The following is a 17,056-nucleotide window of genomic DNA, read 5'->3' as shown; positions in this document are numbered from 1 at the left end:
ACTATTATAACTATAACACATATATCAAATAGTTGTTATGATACTATTATAAATAAAATATATTTAGTTATATATTTTTTTAACTGTAATTTTTTAAAGGAGGTAATTTTTTTGAATGCAACTGTTATGAAAATTGTTATAGCATTTTTGATATATTATCTGACATCTGATTTGATTTAAAGTCAAAATTTTTTATTATTAATTGTTGCAAATTCAATTTTCATAATATAGCTTAGTAAGAAGAAATAATATAGTTAATTGATTTTAAAAATAAATTATAAAACTCCCAATACATAGTTAATAATTTATTGTAAAGTTGATTCACTATAAAATATTTTTTAGTAAGAGGAGGGAAAAAATTGATACAAGTAGATGTAAGAAGCAGAGTCCCTATATATGAGCAAATCATCAACAGTATAAAACAGATGAGCATAAGCGGAGTATTGCTTCCGGATGAAAAACTGCCTTCAGTAAGAGAGCTTGCAAAAGATATGACCATTAATCCCAATACCATCCAAAAAGCATATCAGGAGCTTGAAAGACAAGGAATAATATATATAAAAAGAGGTCAAGGAACATTTATAAATCCTGATATAAAAGCAAAGAACAAGGAGGAAAAAATGACAAACCTAAAAGAGACTATAAATACTATAGTTGTAGAAAGCATATATTTGGGCATATCAAAAGAAGAACTGATCGAAATAATCAAAAGCATATACGAAAAAAATCAAGTCTAATAAAATCTGATAGAAAGAGGTGAATATAATTATGATAATAGGTGAAAACATATCAAAAAGCTATGATGTACTCCCTGTTATAAAAGATATAAATATCCAGCTTAAAGAAAATTCCATATATGGACTCATAGGTGCTAACGGCGCAGGAAAGACAACACTCATCAAGACACTTTGCGGAATATACATACCAGACTTCGGAAGTGTAAAGTTATTTGACAAAGATGTATACTCTTGCAATGAAATAAGAGAAAATATCGCATATGTACCTGACAGCATTATGTTTTACAACAATTTCACAGTAAAAGATATGAAAAATTTTTATAAAAATATATACCGTAATTGGAACGAAAAAAGATACCAAACTCTAAGAGAAGTATTTACATTTTCAGATAAAAAAAGAATAAAACACCTTTCAAAAGGAATGAAAACTCAATTATCTATATTAATATCACTTAGCTGTATGCCGAAAGTCATACTTATGGACGAACCTACTTCAGGTCTTGATCCTTTTATAAGAAAAGAAGTGCTTAATCTCATAGTACAAGATGTATCCTCAAGAGGCACAAGCGTCCTAATATCAACTCACAACATATCAGAATTGGAACAGATATGCGACAGAGTAGGATTTATGAACAAAGGCGAATTAAAAATACAAGAAGAAATGGAAGATTTAAAATATAAATTCAAAAAATTACAGATAGCTTTTTCCGAAGAAATGAGTGAAGAATTTAAAAAAGAATTTAACCCTACAATTACAAATAAATACGGAAAAGTATATGAAATTGTAGTAGATATGGATTTTGAAATATTTAAGGAGAGCGCTCAAAGATATAATCCTATTTTGCTTGAAAAATTGGATATGACATTAGAAGAAATATTTTTATTCAAAATGGGAGGCGATAATAATGTCAAGCAAGTCACTATTTAACACTACACTGATAAAAAAAGATTTAAAAATACTATCTCCGATACTTTACATTAACATTATATACCTTATATTTTCATATCCTTTCAGATATACGCAGGCAATAATACAATTAAAAAACACAGCTTTTAATTTTTACAGTTTTGAAAATCTCAAAAGCTCTGAAATTTTTATAGTCGGCAGTTTTTTTTCAGCACTTATTGCATTTTTGTGTGCTATAGTACTTTTTGCAAATGAAAAGAATAAAAAGACTATAGAAATATTAAGTGTAGCACCATTTTCAAGAAAACAAATATATATAAACAAAATAATAACAGGACTACTTGTAAGCATAGTTCCTATGATAATAATATATATGATAACATACTTTATAATATCCACTGAGCCTTTGTTGTCATCAGTATTAGAGTTACAATATTTCAGATTTTATATGTATGTTTGTGTACTTATATCACTTGTAGTATTTTCGTATTTTATAATGGTGTCAATGCTTTTCGGCTCTGTTATATCCACATTTATATGCGGAAGTATATTTGCATTTTTGCCGTTAGGATTTTTCCTATTATTAGACGGACTTGTAAATATCCCTGAAAAGTTGATAGATTTCAGTGCAAAATTTACACCTATGATGGCACAGGCGTTTTCTATAATATATAGAAACACAAATATATGGTTTTTACTTGTATATTCGATAATATTCTTGTTGGCGGGATATTTTCTGTTTGAAATGTATAAAATGGAAAAAAACTCCGAATTTTTGACATTCAAATGGACAGAACCGGTATTTAAAATCGGTGTATTCTTATGCTCTGCAGTATTAGGTGCAAATATTATGAAAGTTATGCTTTACGATATATCAAGATTTGAAACTATGAACGAAATATTAGGATTTATAGTAGGCGGTGTATTAGGATATTTTATACCGAAAGCAATAATTTCAAGAAATAAAGTAGCATAGGAGGTATGATATGAAAACTAAAAAAATAATCATAATATTATTATTTGTTATATATATAGCATTTTCATATGTAGCGAATAGCAATGTAAGTATGTTTAAATATTCCGAATTTGCAAAATTGAATCTATATGATTATACCAACAGATTTAACGCTTCTACAATATGCGATATAAAAAATGTAAATTACTACGATAGAAGATATTCTAATATTTTTAGAGAATTCGATGTATATTATTATAATGAAAATAAAATTATATGCTATGTAACCAATTTGACAGATGTAGACAAGTTAATTGAAGATGAAAAAATAACAAATACAAGTAATATAGACTTTAAAAAGCATAAATTTAATCTTCCGATAGATAAAGAAGAATATCAAAACTTTTTCGGTGATGATTTTACTAAAGTAAAGCAAGAGGCTAAAGTTATAGGTAAAGATGCAAACGGATATTCAAAATTCGATATTTCACCTGACGCACTAATACTCCTTACTGAAGATAACAATATAATATCATATGCTTATATAGACAACAGACTTATCGACACAAGAGATATTATGAACAAAAAATACAAAAATAATATATATGGCAAAGGAAATGACATAGATATGAAAATAGAAAGAGATGAAAAAGGAACATACAATAAGTATAAGCTTGTAGAAGTAAAATTAGAAAAAGAATATAAAGAAGAAGATAACTAAAAGTTACTTAACCCTCCATTTCAAATGGGGGGTTAAGTTTTCCAATTATTATTGTGGAGTGTAAATACTTTTGTGTATAATCTTTTCCTATTTAAATAGATATTATCATCATCTTTCATTTTTCAATTCTACTGAATTTATGCAAAAAAACTAAGTAAAAAATTACTTAGTGATATTATCTATATTATATATTTTCTTGATATAAGAAAAATGGCATTAAAGATTTGTTCTTTGTTACTAATATTATTTTTTTGCTTATACATTCAAATGATTTTATATAATAATCTTTTAATTTTACTTTCTTCATCATAAATTATACCTCCTAAAAAATATTAACTCTTTATTATAGCATAATTTACATAATTTATTTTGGGCTAAGTTAAAAACTTATCATAGGCTATATTGTCCTTAGATAATGTATAAATCGGCTTTATCAAAACTCTCTAAGGTATGCCTCCGCTCATTCCTATGAGCAGGCGTGCTATCAATAGTAACCCGTACTAAAGCTACACGCAAGTATCATTAATCATCGCTCTTATATTTATTAAAATAAATATAGTCATCGCGGTCGATATCTAATGGTGCAGAGGAAGGGACTTGAACCCTCACGCCATCAATTAGCATACGCCCCTCAAACGTACGTGTCTGCCGATTCCACCACCTCTGCACATTACTAAATTATTTTATCATAAATTTAAAATTTTTCAAGCATTTTTTTATTTTATACTATTAGCTAATAAGATAATAAGAATTTATTTTTGTATAAGCTAAAAAATTTATTCTTTTATATTAATCTCTAATAAAGCTATGTGTATATTAAACGAAAAATTAATATGTCCATATAAATCAAAAAAATGGAACTGTTGCAAAATACTGAAATTCATAGCAACAGCTACATTTTTTACTAAACACTATTTAAAATATACTAAAATATATTAAAAAATATCTATATTAAATAGTATATAGATTCCATATTACTTTACAAAAATATAATTATTTATAATCTATAATTCCAGGTACATACCCTAAATCTTTTATCATTTCTATATCATCTGTTATTGTAATTCCTGAAGTTGTAAGCAAATTTCCTGATATAGCGGAGTTTGCTCCTGACTTGAAGCAAGATTTTCCTTTGTCTTCCAAAAGTCCTCTTCCACCGGCTAATCTTATTGACGCATCAGGCAATATAAATCTATATATAGCCACTATCCTTCTCATATCATCAGTTGTCAACTTTTTATTATTTTCAAAAGGCGTTCCTGATATTGCGTTTAACATATTTATAGGTACGGATTTTATTCCTAATTCTCTTAAATCCAACGCCATATCTATCCTATCCTCATATGTTTCTCCTAATCCCATTATTCCACCGCTACATACTTCCAATCCTGCTCTTTTCGCAGCTTTTATTGAATTTATTTTATCATCATATGTATGTGTAGTGCATATATTTGCAAAATTATTTCGTGAAGTTTCGAGATTGTTATGTATCCTTACAATTCCGGCATCCTTTATATATCTAAATTCATATTCATCGAGCAATCCGAAAGATGCACATATTTTCGTATCAAAATCTGCCAATATTTTTTTTATTACATTGCACATATATTCCAATTCTTTTTTATTCAATTTTTTACCTGATGTAACTATTGAATATCTGAAAATTCCACTTTCAAGATTATTTTTTGCAAGTGATATTATTTCGTCTTCTGCAAGAAGCGGATAATAAGCTACATCTGTATGATAAAATGATGATTGTGCACAAAACTTACAATTTTCCGAACATTTTCCGCTCTTTCCGTTTACTATAGAACATAAGTCAAAATTGTTACTACATATATTTTCTCTTATTTCATCTGCACAATCACATAAAATTTCAAGCGGTGCGTCCACAAGCGACAATGCTTCATCTTTATCTATAAGTTTTCCGTTCAATACTTCATTTTTTAACTCTATAACCCAATTCAATTTATACACCTCTATTGTCAATTAATTTACAATAGATATGATACAATACTAAAATAATATTGTCAACCATAGTTTTAGTGTATATATACAATTTACATATTTTTATTCGTGTTTTTGCACCAATCTATAATCATAATATGAGGAGGTAAATACCAATACTATGCCTATAAAACTGTACAATCCAATATTTTGATTAAAAAATATTATGCTTAATATCGCCGCAAATATCACGCTTGTATATGTATATATACTTACTTTGCTTGCAGGTGAATATCTATATCCCATAGTTAGACAAGTCTGTCCTAATCCTGCAAACACACCTATCCCTATCAATAACAATATTTCATAAATGTTAGGCATTACAAAATTCATAACTACGAACGGAAACGAACATATAGTTGAAAATAAAGAAAAGAAAAATACTATTGTATAAGGCTTTTCAAATTTATTTGCATATGAAAGTGCCATATGTGATATAGCTGTAAGTATTGCAGAAAGCATAGCTATTAAAGATGGGAAAGTCTGTGAATCAAACTTGGGTCTTACTACAAACATAGCTCCTATAAAAGCAATTATAACACACAAGGTCTTGTTTCTATCAAGCGCTTTTCTTGCTAATATAGCAGAAAATATTGTTATGTATATAGGCGAGCTTTTCTGTAATATTGACGCATCTGATAATGTCATATGATTAGTTGCATAAAAAAAGCAACATACTCCTGTATATCCGAAAAATGCCCTTAAAAAAAGATATTTTCTATTTTCTCTTTTTCCAAAAAAAGACTCTTTTCTCTTAAAAATTACAAAAAATGTTATAAAAAATGTAATTAAATTTCTAAAAAAAATTTGCTCCATAAGTGGTATATTCTTACCGGAAAACTTTACGCAAACTTGCATAACAGAAAACCAAAAAGAAGAAAGTATTATAAAAAATATAGCTTTTCCGGTAGTATTATCTTTATTAACCATAAAATAATCCTCTTATAAATTATATTTTTCACTATCTAATTTAATTTTAACACACAAACCAAAAAATATAAATCCTAATTTGAATATTTATAAATCTATACCTTTTTTGTTTCAAATATATCAACTGAGTGTATAATACAAATGTAAATCATTTTTAATAAATACATTTTTATATATAAGGAGAATTTCTATGAAAAGTAAAAATAAAATTTCTGTTATAGGTGCCGGATTTGTAGGTTCTGCAATAACTTTTGCTCTGATACAATCAGGTATTGCTTCAAATATTGTAATGGTAGATTTAAATAAGGATAAGGCTGAGGGCGAAATAATGGATTTGGCACACGGTGCCGCTTTTGTAAAGTCGGTAGATTTAAGTGCAGGAGATTATAAAGATACGGCTGACAGCGATATAGTAATAATAACTGCCGGCGCCGGACAAAAACCCGGAGAAACAAGATTGGACTTAATCAAAAAAAATGTAGCAATTTTCAAATCTATGATACCTCAAATAACAAGATATTCTCCAAATGCAATACTTCTTGTAGTATCAAATCCTGTTGATATATTGACATATGTAACTTATAAATTATCAGGCTTTCCTGCAAAAAGGGTAATAGGAAGCGGTACTGTACTTGATTCATCAAGATTGAAATATGAAATTTCAAAAGAGTTTGATCTTGATGCAAGAGCAGTTCATGCATATATAATAGGTGAACATGGAGACAGCGAGTTTCCTGTGTGGTCATCAGCATTTATAGGAGCAATATCATTTCATGATTATTGCGAAACTAATGGGCTTGATGAAGAAAAATTAAAAGAAAAATTATCTAAAAATGTAAGAGATGCAGCATATCTGATAATTGAGAAAAAAGGCTATACTAACTATGCAATAGGACTTGCAGTAAACAGAATAGTTGAGGCTATATTAAGAGACGAAAAATCTATACTTACAGTATCTACTTACAACTCAATAGATGATGTATATTATTCAGCACCTAATATTGTCGGACAAAACGGTCAAGTCATAAAAATATGCCCTAAATTGACTGATTTGGAAACAGAACAATTGGAAAACTCTAAAAAAGTGCTTAAAGAAGTGCTTGATCAAATAGATCTCAGATAATTTAACAATACTATAAAAAAATCACAACTTCTCTTATATAAAAAGAGCAGCTGTGATTTTTTTATGCTATCATACTTGTATTATCGTCTTTTTGATTTTTTTCTTGTCTAATATATGTTACTTCCGGCATAAGCTCGCTGGTAATCTGTTTCAAAATTCCTTGAAATGTATTCATTTCTTCATCTGTCAATTTTTCTTTAAGCCTATTTATTACCAAGTCTACATATCTTTTCTTTATATCATTATATTTATAATATTTATCAGTAAGTTCAAGATAATATTCCCTTTTATCATCATCAGATTGTATTTTTCTTACATAGCCTTTTTTTACAAGTGACGTTATTCTATAAGCCGTATTAGGCTGTGACGCTCCCATAAATTCTGTAAGTTGAGATATAGTAGGTCTATTTAATGCATAAATAATATCCACGCAAAAAACTTCCATCAAACTTAAACTTGGATTTCTTTTTTCAAATTTTTTGAATATTATTTTATAAAAATTTATCTTGAATTTGTCATAAATTTCATTAAATAGTTCTTCTACCGTTTGCATTGCAATCCTCTTTCTAAAATTTAATACCTTTAGTTAACATAATACCAATCTTAAATACTTGTTTTATCAAAATTAAAGTCAATTACAATATATTTTCCCATAAGCCTAAATACTATTAGTACCAAACAACCGTATTTTTAAAAATACCATTTTAATATATGAAAATCAAAGTATTTGAGATTGGTATTAAAAGTTGTTCAATTATGGTCAATTACTTTATATCTTAATTTATTACAAATTTAAGCTCAGCTGTACAAACAACTTTGTCATTTACTATGGCCTTTGCCTTTCCCATACCGAATACTCCTCGTTGCTCGGTAAGCTCACATTCCAACCTTAATATATCTCCAGGCTTAACCTCTCTTTTAAATCTGACTTTGTCCGCCCCTGCAAACAATGCAATTTTTCCCTTGTTTTCTTCTTTTGATAATATAGCTACAGCTCCTGTTTGAGCCATAGATTCTAATATCAAAACTCCGGGCATTACAGGATAATTGGGAAAATGTCCGTTAAAAAATTCTTCATTAGCTGTAACCGCTTTTTCTCCTATTGCAAATTCTCCCTCTTTGTAATCCAATATCTTATCTATTAGCAAAAATGGATATCTGTGAGGTATTATTTTTTTTATTTCATTTATATAAAGCATTAAATTGCTCCTTTATAGTTTTATACTATTAAAATTTAAAAGTAATTAATAATCTGCATTGCAAAATCATATTAATTATATTAAAGTATTTTCTTTTCTCATAAGGATAGATGCATTATGTCCTCCAAATCCAAATGAATTACTAAGAGCATAATCTATTTGTGCATTGACACCTACATTTGGAACTATGTTTAAATCACATTCTTCATCGGGCACTTTATAGTTCAAAGTAGGAGGTACAAAATCATTATTCATAGCAAGTATTGTAAATATCGCCTCAACTGCACCGCTTGCTCCAAGCAAGTGTCCTGTCATAGATTTTGTAGAACTAACATACATATCATAAGCTCTTTTACCGAACACATTTTTTATAGCTTTTGTTTCACACATATCGTTAAGTTTAGTTGATGTTCCATGTGCATTTATATATACTATTTGTGATTTGTCCACATTTTCAGCGTCCAATACCGCATTTTCCATAGCTTTTTGTGCAAATATTCCTTCAGGATTAGGAGATGTTATGTGCTCAGCATCACAAGTTGTACCATATCCGTCTATTATTGCATATATTTTGGCGTTTCTTTTCCTTGCGTGTTCCAAATCTTCCAAAACTAATATTCCTGCACCTTCACCCATTACAAATCCATCTCTTTCTTTGTCAAAAGGTATGCTTGCTCTTGATATATCGTTGTGAAGATTAAGTGCTTTCATCGCTGTAAATCCACCTGTTCCGAGTGGTATTATACAAGACTCGCTTCCTCCTGCAAACGCATAATCTAAATATCCATGACGTATAAGTCTCATAGCCTCGCCTATAGCCATAGTGCCTCCTGCACAAGCCGTTACAGGACAATTACACATTCCGTTTAATCCTAATTCTATCGCTATATATGCTGATGTCATATTCACTATTGACATAGGTACAAAAAATGGAGATATATTGTCATATCCTTTTCTTACACCTTTTTCAGTCTCTTTTTGTATTGTATCCAAACCGCCTATACCTGATGATATTATTGTACCTATTTTATCTCTATCAATTTCATCTAAGTTAAGTCCGCTGTCTTCTAATGCCATCTTGGCTGCTATAACTCCGAATTGATTTACCCTATCCATTCTTCTCATAGCTTTTCTATCTAAATATTCCTCTATCTTCAAATCTTTTACTTCACCGGCTATTTTCACTATCTGATTCGAAGTATCAAATTGCTTTATATAATCTATCCCGCAATAAGAATTTTTTATATTGTTCCAAATATCTGTAAGAGTGTTGCCGATAGGCGTAACTCCTCCCATTCCCGTTACTGCTACATATCTTCTCATCCTAAACTTAAACCTCCATCTACAACTATGACTTGACCTGTTATATAATCAGAATTAGCTAAAAATGAAACTGTCTTTGCAATATCTTGTGTATTTCCTATTTTTCCAAGAGGAATTTTCTTAGATACTTCATCAATAAATTCTTTTGGAAATTTTCCAACCATATCTGTATTTATAAAACCTGGTGCTATTGCATTTACCGTTATATTTCTTTTAGACAATTCTTTTGCCAATGTTTTTGTAAGACCTATAAGACCGGCTTTTGCCGATGAATAGTTTGCTTGCCCCGCATTTCCGTAAAGTCCGCTTACACTTGATATGTTTATTATCTTTCCGCTTCTCTGTCTAACCATTATCTTAGAGGCAAATCTGCTACAATTAAATGCTGACACTAAATTAGTCTGTATTACCTCCATAAAATCATCTATATTCATCTTCAATATCAAATTATCCTTAGTAATGCCGGCATTATTCACAAGAATATCTATTCTGCCAAACTCAGACATAGCTTCACTTATCAGATTTTCACAGTCTTTTTCAAGCGATAAATCACCTTTTACAATTATGGCTTTTACACCGAATTCTTCGCATTCTTTTTGTACTTCTTTGGCACTTTCTTCACTATTTTGATATGATATAGCTACATTATAGCCATCTTTTGCCAGTTGAATGGCTATTGCTTTTCCGATTCCTCTACTTGCTCCGGTTATTATTGCTGATTTATTATCCATTTATATCTCCAAAATTTTTATTTATTAAAATCTATATAATTTAATTATTTCGATAAAAAATAGTTTCTATTTTCTATTTTTTATTTTTATTAAAAACTGTTAAATATATTTTTATACTAAAATACAATAGAACAGTAAAAAATAGTGTTTTGTAAATTTAATAAAATAGAAAATATTTATAAACTTTTATTATATAAATTATCTATTATTCTATTAGAAATCAGTATAAAATTATAAACTCTCCATATCCTTGACAAAGTTTTCAAGTGTTTCCACAGAATATATTTCATATACTTTTTTACTTGGATCTACTTTTTTCATAAAACCTTTTATAACTGAAGAAAATCCTATTTCAACAAATACATCTATGTCCTGTTTTATGATATTTTCTAATTCTTTTCCAAAATGTACAGTATTTTTTACTTGTTTTACCATTATCTGTTTACATTTATCTTCATCGTATATATCTTGAGAATATATACTTGCATCTAAATTTAAGCCTACAGGTATTATAGGTTCACTGAATTTTATATCCTTGAATATATGTTCCAATTCTTCGGATGCACTTTGCATATAAGAAGTATGAAAAGCATTGCTGACTTTAAGTGCAAGTGCCTTTCTGACACCATTTTCTTTTAACACAGATACTACTTCATCTACTGCATTTTCTTCTCCTGCTATAACTATTTGTCCAGGACAATTAAGGTTTGATATTTCTACAGGATACTCACCTTTTTCGCTTATTTCTTCGCAAGTATTTCTTACAAGTGTTTCATCTGCTCCTATTATAGCCATCATTTTACATTTCATCTTGCTGTTTTGTGCCATAGCAAGACCTCTTTTTTCAGCTATTTTCATAGCATCTTTATCAGTTAAAATATTACTTGCATAAAATGCACTATATTCTCCTATACTAAGGCCTCCTACTATTGACGGAAATATATTCTTCTCATTCAATATCTTAGTAATACCTATTTGAAAAGCTACCATTATAGGTTGTGTATATTGAGTTTGAGCTATTTCTTCATCTGATTTTTCAAATGAATACTCCTTTAAATCAAAGTGCAAGTTTATGCTGTCATAAAAATCTTTGAATATAGGATAATTATCATAAAAGTCTTTACCCATACCCATTTTTTGACTACCTTGACCACCATATAAAAAACATATTTTCATAAATTATCACCTTATTTTAATTTGCTAACAAGTTCTTCAATTACTTCTTTTACGCTCTTTATTTCTTTGCCGTTTCCAGCATTTGCACCGCAAAAGAAAAGTCCGTTTTCATAATCTCCTCTTACTGCATTTATAAGTGCTTCCGTTATACAATATATAGTAGTTTTAGGATTGCAGGCTTGAATACAATCTATACATCTTGTTGGTGCTATTCTGCCTAAGCTTATTTTTTGTAAAAATGGTGTATTTACCGCCCTACCTATAAGACCTACAGGTGATTTCATAATTCTCAAATCATCTTTGGTACTTTGCTGAATAACTTTTTTGTAGCCATCTGACGCATCGCACTCATTAGTGAGTATAAACGGTGTTGCCGCCTGTACACCATCTGCACCGAGACTTATAATCTCATTTACATCTTCCGGAGAATTTATTCCTCCTGCTGAAAAAAATGGTATCTTTCCGATTATACTCTCATTACTCTTCAAATATTCAAATACTTGCTTAGTTATATTTTGTATGCTGAACTGTTCATCTTCAACTTCTTCTTTTGAAAATCCTAAATGTCCTCCTGCTCTCGGACCTTCCACAACTATAAAATCAGGAAGTCTTTGATAGCTGTTTTTCCATTTTGTTATTATAAGTCTCAAAGCTCTTGCACTTGATACTATCGGTGCTATCATAACATTGCTTCCTTTTACAAGTTCAGGAAGGTTTATAGGTAATCCTGCACCTACTATTATTGCATCTATTTTTTCTTCAGCTGCAACTTTCACATACTCTTCGAAATTATTTATAGCCCTCATTATATTTACAGCTATAATACCGCTACCTTTTGCAATCTCTCTAGCTTTTTGCAATTCTTTTCTAAAAGCTCTCTTATTCGCTTCTATCGTGTTTGTATAAAAGTCTTTTTCTTCATATCCTATATCAACCATTGATATTACTCCAACTCCACCTTCTCTTGCAACACTTCCCGCAAGATTTCCAAGTGAAATTCCTATACCCATACCTCCTTGAATTATAGGATACTTTAAGGAAAACTTACCTATTTTCATCTCTTTTAGTTTTATACTTTTCACCTATTTTCTCCCATTCACTATAATATTCAGACATAAGTCTTTCTATAGTTTCTTCAACTGTACTGATTTTGTTTATCTGTCCGACAACTAAACCTGCCATAACGGAGCCGTTGCTTGTATCTCCATCTAATACCGCCTTTTTCATTGAGCCTAAAGTGAATTTTTCAAGCTCCATTTTATCTTCACCTTTTCTCTCCATAGCCAAGTATTTTCTTGACATATCATTTTTTATAAGTCTGACAGGCATACCTATGCTATATCCTGTGACTGTGATATTATTGCTTGATGCTTTCAATATCGCATTTCTATAATTTTCATGTATAGGACACTCTTTTGTTGCCAAAAAAACTGTTCCCATTTGCATACCTTGAGCTCCTAATATTTCAGCGGCCACCATTTGTTTGCCGTTACACATACCTCCTGCAGCTATAACAGGTATTTTTACTTCCTGAACAACCTCACTCACTATAGTCATAGTTGTCATAGGTCCAATATGTCCACCGCTTTCACATCCTTCTGCTATTACAGCATCTGCTCCATATTGCTCAACTCTCCTTGCAAGTGTAGAATTAGGAACTACAGGAACTACTTTAATTCCTTCTTTTTTCCAGCTTTCTATATATTTTGACGGGTTTCCTGCTCCTGTGGTAACTACCGGTACTTTCTCTTCAATTACAATCTTTGCAAGCTCATCTATTTGCGGATGTAAAAGCATAAGATTTACTCCAAATACACCATCTGTCTTACTTTTACATACTCTTATTTCTTCTCTTAAAGTATCCTTATCCATTCCTCCTGATGCTATTACTCCCAATGCACCTGAATTAGATACAACAGACGCAAAACTTCCGGTAGATATATTTGCCATACCACCTTGAAGTATAGGATATTTAATTCCCAATAATTTATTTATCATACATTCCTCCAACTACCACTTAACATAATAAGAAACCCATGTGAGACCGCCACCGAATCCACAAAATATTACTTCATCACCTTTTTTTAGCATACCTTTTTTATTAACTTCATCTAATATAAGAGGTATACTTGCTGATGAAGTATTCCCTACACTTTGCAAATTCATAGGAAATTTATCAATAGGAACATTCCATTTTCTGCAAGCTGACTTTAATATTTTTTCATTTGCCTGATGAGATATAAAATAAGTTATATCTTCAGGTTTTTTATTTAACTTTGCAAGTACGTTCTCTATACTTTTAGTAATTACATCTACTGCAAATCTGTATACCTTTTTACCATCCATACTTACATAATTTTCAGATTCCCTAAAATCTCTCAACTTTAATGCGTCTGCTGAATAACTTGCACCAAAATCACAAGCACTTACATCATTATTTTTTTTAACTAAAACACCGCCTGCACCATCTCCAAAAAGTACAGCAGTATTTCTGTCATTTAAATTTATTATACCTGATAATTTTTCTGCTCCTATGACTATCCCATAATCTCCTTCTTGTAAAATACCTTCTATAAGAGTAACTCCACCTGCAAAGCCACTGCAAGCCATATTTATATCAGTTGCAAAAATATCCTCATTTAGACCAAGAAAATTTTGCACATGACAAGCCATATTAGGCATAAGGCTGTCAGGAGTTAAACTTGAAACTATAACCGCTTTTATTTTACTTCTTTCCTCTTCGGTAAGTTCAAATCCTTCGCATACTTTTGAAATCATATCAGATGTTGTTTCATTCTTTGCAAAATGTCTTACCTTTATACCTGTTCTCGAACTTATCCACTCGTCAGAAGTATCAAGATATTTTTCAAATTCTGAGTTTTCTACTATTTTCTCAGGTAGATATGATGATGTTTTCTTAATTTCTAACCCCATTTATCTCTCCCATGCTGAAAAATTTTTCTTTTTTTGATTTTAACACATTTTCTTTGCTCATATCCATTAATTTAAGCAGATGATATTGTATTGTTCTATCTAATCTTAAAAAATTTCTTTTCTTAGCTTCTTCACTGCTCCAATCATCTTCTTTTACTATGTCATCTGCCACACCAAAATCAAATAATTCTTTAGCTGTAAGTTTCATAATGCTTGCCGCCTCTTTAGCTCTGCTTGCATCTTTCCATAATATAGTAGCAAAACCTTCAGGTGAAAGCACAGAATATATGCTGTTTTCCATCATTATAACCTTATTTGCTACAGCAAAAGCCAAAGCTCCTCCACTTCCACCTTCTCCTGTAAATACTGCAATAGTAGGTACTGTAAGCCTACTCATACAAGCAATACAAGATGCTATAGCTTCTCCTTGGCCTCTTTCCTCAGCTCCTATTCCAGGATATGCTCCCGGTGTATCAATGAAGGTTATAACAGGTCTTGAAAACTTTTCAGCTTGCTCCATAAGTCTTATTGCTTTTCTATATCCTTCAGGATTTGGCATACCGAAATTAAATTTTATATTTTCAGATATTTCCTTGCTCTTTCTCATACCGATAAAAGTAACAGGTATTCTGTGAAATAATCCTATCCCTCCAAAAACACAAGGATCATCTGCGAAAAATCTGTCTCCATGCAAAATAATTTGTTTTTTTATAATATTTTCTGCAAACTCATGAGCCTTAGGCCTTTCCTTATCTCTTGCCCTACACACCGTATCATAAGCATATGAGTTGTCAATATATCCCATTTGTTCCATCTTAATCTCCTAAAAATCAAACCTTTTTATAAAACTTATCTATAATTAAATTGCAAAAATTAAACTCTATTAATTGATTGTTCTTACATTCTTATGCAATCTTATAAGCGTATATATATATTCCTTGAGATTTTCTCTTGGAACTATGTCATCCAAAAATCCATGCTCTAATAAAAATTCTGCACTTTGAAATCCTTCCGGTAAATCTTGTCTTATAGTTTGTTTTATTACCCTCGGTCCTGCAAAACCAAGATGCGCATGGGGTTCTGATATTATTATATCAGCAATAGATGCAAAGCTTGCAATTACTCCTCCTGTTGTAGGATTAGTCATACAAGATATATACAATAATTTAGCCTCGTTATGCTCATTTACAGCCATTGTCGTCTTAGCCATCTGCATAAGAGAATATATTCCTTCTTGCATTCTTGCTCCACCTGATGCACTGAATACCACAACAGGTAAATTATTTTCCTTAGCGTATATAAATGTTCTGCTTATTTCTTCACCGACATAACTTCCCATAGAACCCATAAAATAATTAGGGTCCATAACACATACTACAACTCTCTCGTCTTTTATATTACCTACCGCACTTAAAACAGCCTCCATAGAGTCAGTTTTTTTTCTCATATCAACTTGTTTTTCCTTATAATTAGGAAAATTTATAGGGTCATATATATCAGGATTTTTAGATATGACATCATACGAATCCAATATACTCTTTATTCTGCTAACCGCAGGCATTTTAAAATACAAATTACAATTAGGACAAATATAGTTTGATTTTTCTACAGCACTTTTTTTAACCTCTTTTTTACAATGACTGCAAGTGATAGTAGAACTCTTGGCAAACGAAAGCAATTTACTTCCTATATTTTCAAATTTCATAAAAACTCCATTCATATAAAATTTATACTCATTAGATATAATAATTAAAAAAATAAGTTATAGATATATCTTTTTTAATTATTTAAAAATTCATATTAATACTATATATTTTTTAATGAATATTCATTATATTTATAAACTTACACAAAAATTCTATTTTCATTATAAATAAAAATGATTAGCAGAATAAAAAATAAGTTAATCTTTTTACACCCCACTAATCATTTTATACTTTTTTAATTCAATTATTTGTTATTTTCAAGATAGTCAACTATATCTTTTACTGTTTGAAATTTTGTAAACTCTTCATCAGGTATCTTAACAGATAACTTGTCTTCTATTTGAGTAGCTATATCTAACGCATCAAGAGAATCAGCATTCAAATCATCTGTCAGATTGCTCTCCAATTTTATATTTTCTTTATCAGTTCCCAAAACTTCTGCTATTATCTCTTGTACTTGTTCAAACATATTCTTTCTCCTTTAATTTATAAATATATAAAATTTTTTATATAAATTATTTTATATATTTTTTTTGATTTGTCAAGAATTTTTTTCTAAAATTTATATTTAATGATAAACACTAATTAAAATTATATTATAATTATG

General features: G+C 29.8%; 19 protein-coding genes and 1 tRNA gene. 5 read left to right on the top strand and 15 right to left on the bottom strand.

Going from position 1 to position 17,056, the window contains the following annotated elements; translation table 11 throughout:
* Positions 1 to 359: 359 nt before the first annotated feature.
* The 4 genes from HMPREF9630_RS00905 to HMPREF9630_RS00890 are packed head-to-tail and all read left to right on the top strand — an operon-like array spanning position 360 to position 3,320.
* On the top strand, positions 360 to 737 hold the full coding sequence (locus HMPREF9630_RS00905) for a GntR family transcriptional regulator (protein WP_009526663.1): 378 nt from the start codon (positions 360 to 362) through the stop codon (positions 735 to 737).
* A 31-nt stretch (positions 738 to 768) separates the two neighbouring features.
* On the top strand, positions 769 to 1,665 hold the full coding sequence (locus HMPREF9630_RS00900; RefSeq protein WP_009526662.1) for an ABC transporter ATP-binding protein: 897 nt from the start codon (positions 769 to 771) through the stop codon (positions 1,663 to 1,665).
* Positions 1,643 to 2,620 (top strand): ABC transporter permease subunit, encoded by a 978-nt coding sequence (locus HMPREF9630_RS00895; protein WP_009526661.1) that lies wholly within the window; start codon positions 1,643 to 1,645, stop codon positions 2,618 to 2,620. The genes HMPREF9630_RS00900 and HMPREF9630_RS00895 overlap by 23 nt, the downstream gene beginning before the upstream one ends.
* Before the next feature lie 10 nt (positions 2,621 to 2,630).
* Positions 2,631 to 3,320: a hypothetical protein gene (locus tag HMPREF9630_RS00890; protein WP_009526660.1), complete on the top strand. Its 690-nt coding sequence runs from the start codon at positions 2,631 to 2,633 to the stop codon at positions 3,318 to 3,320.
* Between the two features lie 184 nt (positions 3,321 to 3,504).
* On the opposite strand, the gene HMPREF9630_RS10575 is transcribed toward HMPREF9630_RS00890, so the two are convergent.
* The 4 genes from HMPREF9630_RS10575 to HMPREF9630_RS00875 form a co-directional block, all read right to left on the bottom strand.
* Positions 3,505 to 3,630, bottom strand: coding sequence for a hypothetical protein (locus HMPREF9630_RS10575; RefSeq protein WP_009526659.1), 126 nt, complete (start codon positions 3,628 to 3,630; stop codon positions 3,505 to 3,507).
* Between the two features lie 269 nt (positions 3,631 to 3,899).
* Positions 3,900 to 3,987, bottom strand: a tRNA-Leu gene (locus HMPREF9630_RS00885).
* Between the two features lie 326 nt (positions 3,988 to 4,313).
* The gene (bioB, locus tag HMPREF9630_RS00880) at positions 4,314 to 5,288 is read right to left on the bottom strand and encodes a biotin synthase BioB (protein WP_009526658.1); all 975 of its coding nucleotides are present in this window, start codon (positions 5,286 to 5,288) and stop codon (positions 4,314 to 4,316) included.
* Positions 5,289 to 5,390: 102 nt separating this feature from the next.
* Positions 5,391 to 6,257: a DMT family transporter gene (locus HMPREF9630_RS00875; protein ID WP_009526657.1), complete on the bottom strand. Its 867-nt coding sequence runs from the start codon at positions 6,255 to 6,257 to the stop codon at positions 5,391 to 5,393.
* A gap of 190 nt (positions 6,258 to 6,447) precedes the next feature.
* Between HMPREF9630_RS00875 and HMPREF9630_RS00870 the strand changes: the two genes are divergently transcribed.
* A complete protein-coding gene (locus HMPREF9630_RS00870; protein WP_009525865.1) occupies positions 6,448 to 7,380 on the top strand; it encodes an L-lactate dehydrogenase in 933 nt (310 codons plus the stop codon).
* Between the two features lie 61 nt (positions 7,381 to 7,441).
* Here HMPREF9630_RS00870 and HMPREF9630_RS00865 read toward each other — a convergent pair whose 3' ends face one another.
* The 11 genes from HMPREF9630_RS00865 to HMPREF9630_RS00815 all read right to left on the bottom strand — a co-directional run bounded on the left by HMPREF9630_RS00865 (position 7,442) and on the right by HMPREF9630_RS00815 (position 16,918).
* Positions 7,442 to 7,933, bottom strand: coding sequence for a MarR family winged helix-turn-helix transcriptional regulator (locus HMPREF9630_RS00865; protein ID WP_009526656.1), 492 nt, complete (start codon positions 7,931 to 7,933; stop codon positions 7,442 to 7,444).
* 223 nt (positions 7,934 to 8,156) lie between these two features.
* On the bottom strand, positions 8,157 to 8,579 hold the full coding sequence (fabZ, locus tag HMPREF9630_RS00860) for a 3-hydroxyacyl-ACP dehydratase FabZ (RefSeq protein ID WP_009526655.1): 423 nt from the start codon (positions 8,577 to 8,579) through the stop codon (positions 8,157 to 8,159).
* 75 nt (positions 8,580 to 8,654) lie between these two features.
* Complete coding sequence (fabF, locus tag HMPREF9630_RS00855) at positions 8,655 to 9,902, bottom strand: beta-ketoacyl-ACP synthase II (protein ID WP_009526654.1); 1,248 nt, start codon at positions 9,900 to 9,902, stop codon at positions 8,655 to 8,657.
* A complete protein-coding gene (gene fabG, locus HMPREF9630_RS00850; RefSeq protein ID WP_009526653.1) occupies positions 9,899 to 10,633 on the bottom strand; it encodes a 3-oxoacyl-[acyl-carrier-protein] reductase in 735 nt (244 codons plus the stop codon). Before fabG ends, fabF begins: the two co-directional genes overlap by 4 nt.
* A gap of 231 nt (positions 10,634 to 10,864) precedes the next feature.
* Positions 10,865 to 11,809, bottom strand: coding sequence for an ACP S-malonyltransferase (locus tag HMPREF9630_RS00845; RefSeq protein ID WP_009526652.1), 945 nt, complete (start codon positions 11,807 to 11,809; stop codon positions 10,865 to 10,867).
* A gap of 11 nt (positions 11,810 to 11,820) precedes the next feature.
* The gene (locus HMPREF9630_RS00840) at positions 11,821 to 12,891 is read right to left on the bottom strand and encodes an NAD(P)H-dependent flavin oxidoreductase (RefSeq protein ID WP_009526651.1); all 1,071 of its coding nucleotides are present in this window, start codon (positions 12,889 to 12,891) and stop codon (positions 11,821 to 11,823) included.
* Positions 12,854 to 13,807 carry a nitronate monooxygenase gene (locus HMPREF9630_RS00835; RefSeq protein WP_009526650.1) on the bottom strand — a complete coding sequence of 318 codons (954 nt, stop codon included), beginning with the start codon at positions 13,805 to 13,807 and terminating at the stop codon, positions 12,854 to 12,856. Before HMPREF9630_RS00835 ends, HMPREF9630_RS00840 begins: the two co-directional genes overlap by 38 nt.
* Positions 13,808 to 13,819: 12 nt before the next feature.
* On the bottom strand, positions 13,820 to 14,743 hold the full coding sequence (locus HMPREF9630_RS00830) for a beta-ketoacyl-ACP synthase 3 (protein WP_009526649.1): 924 nt from the start codon (positions 14,741 to 14,743) through the stop codon (positions 13,820 to 13,822).
* Positions 14,727 to 15,557, bottom strand: coding sequence for a carboxyltransferase subunit alpha (accA, locus tag HMPREF9630_RS00825; RefSeq protein ID WP_009526648.1), 831 nt, complete (start codon positions 15,555 to 15,557; stop codon positions 14,727 to 14,729). Before accA ends, HMPREF9630_RS00830 begins: the two co-directional genes overlap by 17 nt.
* Positions 15,558 to 15,626: 69 nt before the next feature.
* A complete protein-coding gene (locus tag HMPREF9630_RS00820; protein WP_009526647.1) occupies positions 15,627 to 16,448 on the bottom strand; it encodes an acetyl-CoA carboxylase carboxyltransferase subunit beta in 822 nt (273 codons plus the stop codon).
* Between the two features lie 245 nt (positions 16,449 to 16,693).
* A complete protein-coding gene (locus HMPREF9630_RS00815; protein ID WP_009526646.1) occupies positions 16,694 to 16,918 on the bottom strand; it encodes an acyl carrier protein in 225 nt (74 codons plus the stop codon).
* Positions 16,919 to 17,056: the final 138 nt, after the last annotated feature.

It is taken from the genome of Peptoanaerobacter stomatis (assembly GCF_000238095.2).
Classification (GTDB): domain Bacteria; phylum Bacillota; class Clostridia; order Peptostreptococcales; family Filifactoraceae; genus Peptoanaerobacter; species Peptoanaerobacter stomatis_A.
Note: the sequence above shows the minus strand (reverse complement) of the source record. Positions and strands in the feature narration are given on the sequence as shown.

Coding starts and splice junctions, on each gene's coding strand:
- fabF (WP_009526654.1), bottom strand. CDS start 9,902: ATGAGAAGATATGTAGCAGTAACGGGAATGGGAGGAGTTACGCCTATC.
- HMPREF9630_RS00870 (WP_009525865.1), top strand. CDS start 6,448: ATGAAAAGTAAAAATAAAATTTCTGTTATAGGTGCCGGATTTGTAGGT.
- accA (WP_009526648.1), bottom strand. CDS start 15,557: ATGGAACAAATGGGATATATTGACAACTCATATGCTTATGATACGGTG.
- fabG (WP_009526653.1), bottom strand. CDS start 10,633: ATGGATAATAAATCAGCAATAATAACCGGAGCAAGTAGAGGAATCGGA.
- HMPREF9630_RS00895 (WP_009526661.1), top strand. CDS start 1,643: ATGTCAAGCAAGTCACTATTTAACACTACACTGATAAAAAAAGATTTA.
- HMPREF9630_RS00845 (WP_009526652.1), bottom strand. CDS start 11,809: ATGAAAATATGTTTTTTATATGGTGGTCAAGGTAGTCAAAAAATGGGT.
- HMPREF9630_RS00820 (WP_009526647.1), bottom strand. CDS start 16,448: ATGAAATTTGAAAATATAGGAAGTAAATTGCTTTCGTTTGCCAAGAGT.
- HMPREF9630_RS00835 (WP_009526650.1), bottom strand. CDS start 13,807: ATGATAAATAAATTATTGGGAATTAAATATCCTATACTTCAAGGTGGT.
- HMPREF9630_RS00900 (WP_009526662.1), top strand. CDS start 769: ATGATAATAGGTGAAAACATATCAAAAAGCTATGATGTACTCCCTGTT.
- HMPREF9630_RS00890 (WP_009526660.1), top strand. CDS start 2,631: ATGAAAACTAAAAAAATAATCATAATATTATTATTTGTTATATATATA.
- fabZ (WP_009526655.1), bottom strand. CDS start 8,579: ATGCTTTATATAAATGAAATAAAAAAAATAATACCTCACAGATATCCA.
- HMPREF9630_RS00875 (WP_009526657.1), bottom strand. CDS start 6,257: ATGGTTAATAAAGATAATACTACCGGAAAAGCTATATTTTTTATAATA.
- HMPREF9630_RS10575 (WP_009526659.1), bottom strand. CDS start 3,630: ATGATGAAGAAAGTAAAATTAAAAGATTATTATATAAAATCATTTGAA.
- HMPREF9630_RS00830 (WP_009526649.1), bottom strand. CDS start 14,743: ATGGGGTTAGAAATTAAGAAAACATCATCATATCTACCTGAGAAAATA.
- HMPREF9630_RS00865 (WP_009526656.1), bottom strand. CDS start 7,933: ATGCAAACGGTAGAAGAACTATTTAATGAAATTTATGACAAATTCAAG.
- HMPREF9630_RS00815 (WP_009526646.1), bottom strand. CDS start 16,918: ATGTTTGAACAAGTACAAGAGATAATAGCAGAAGTTTTGGGAACTGAT.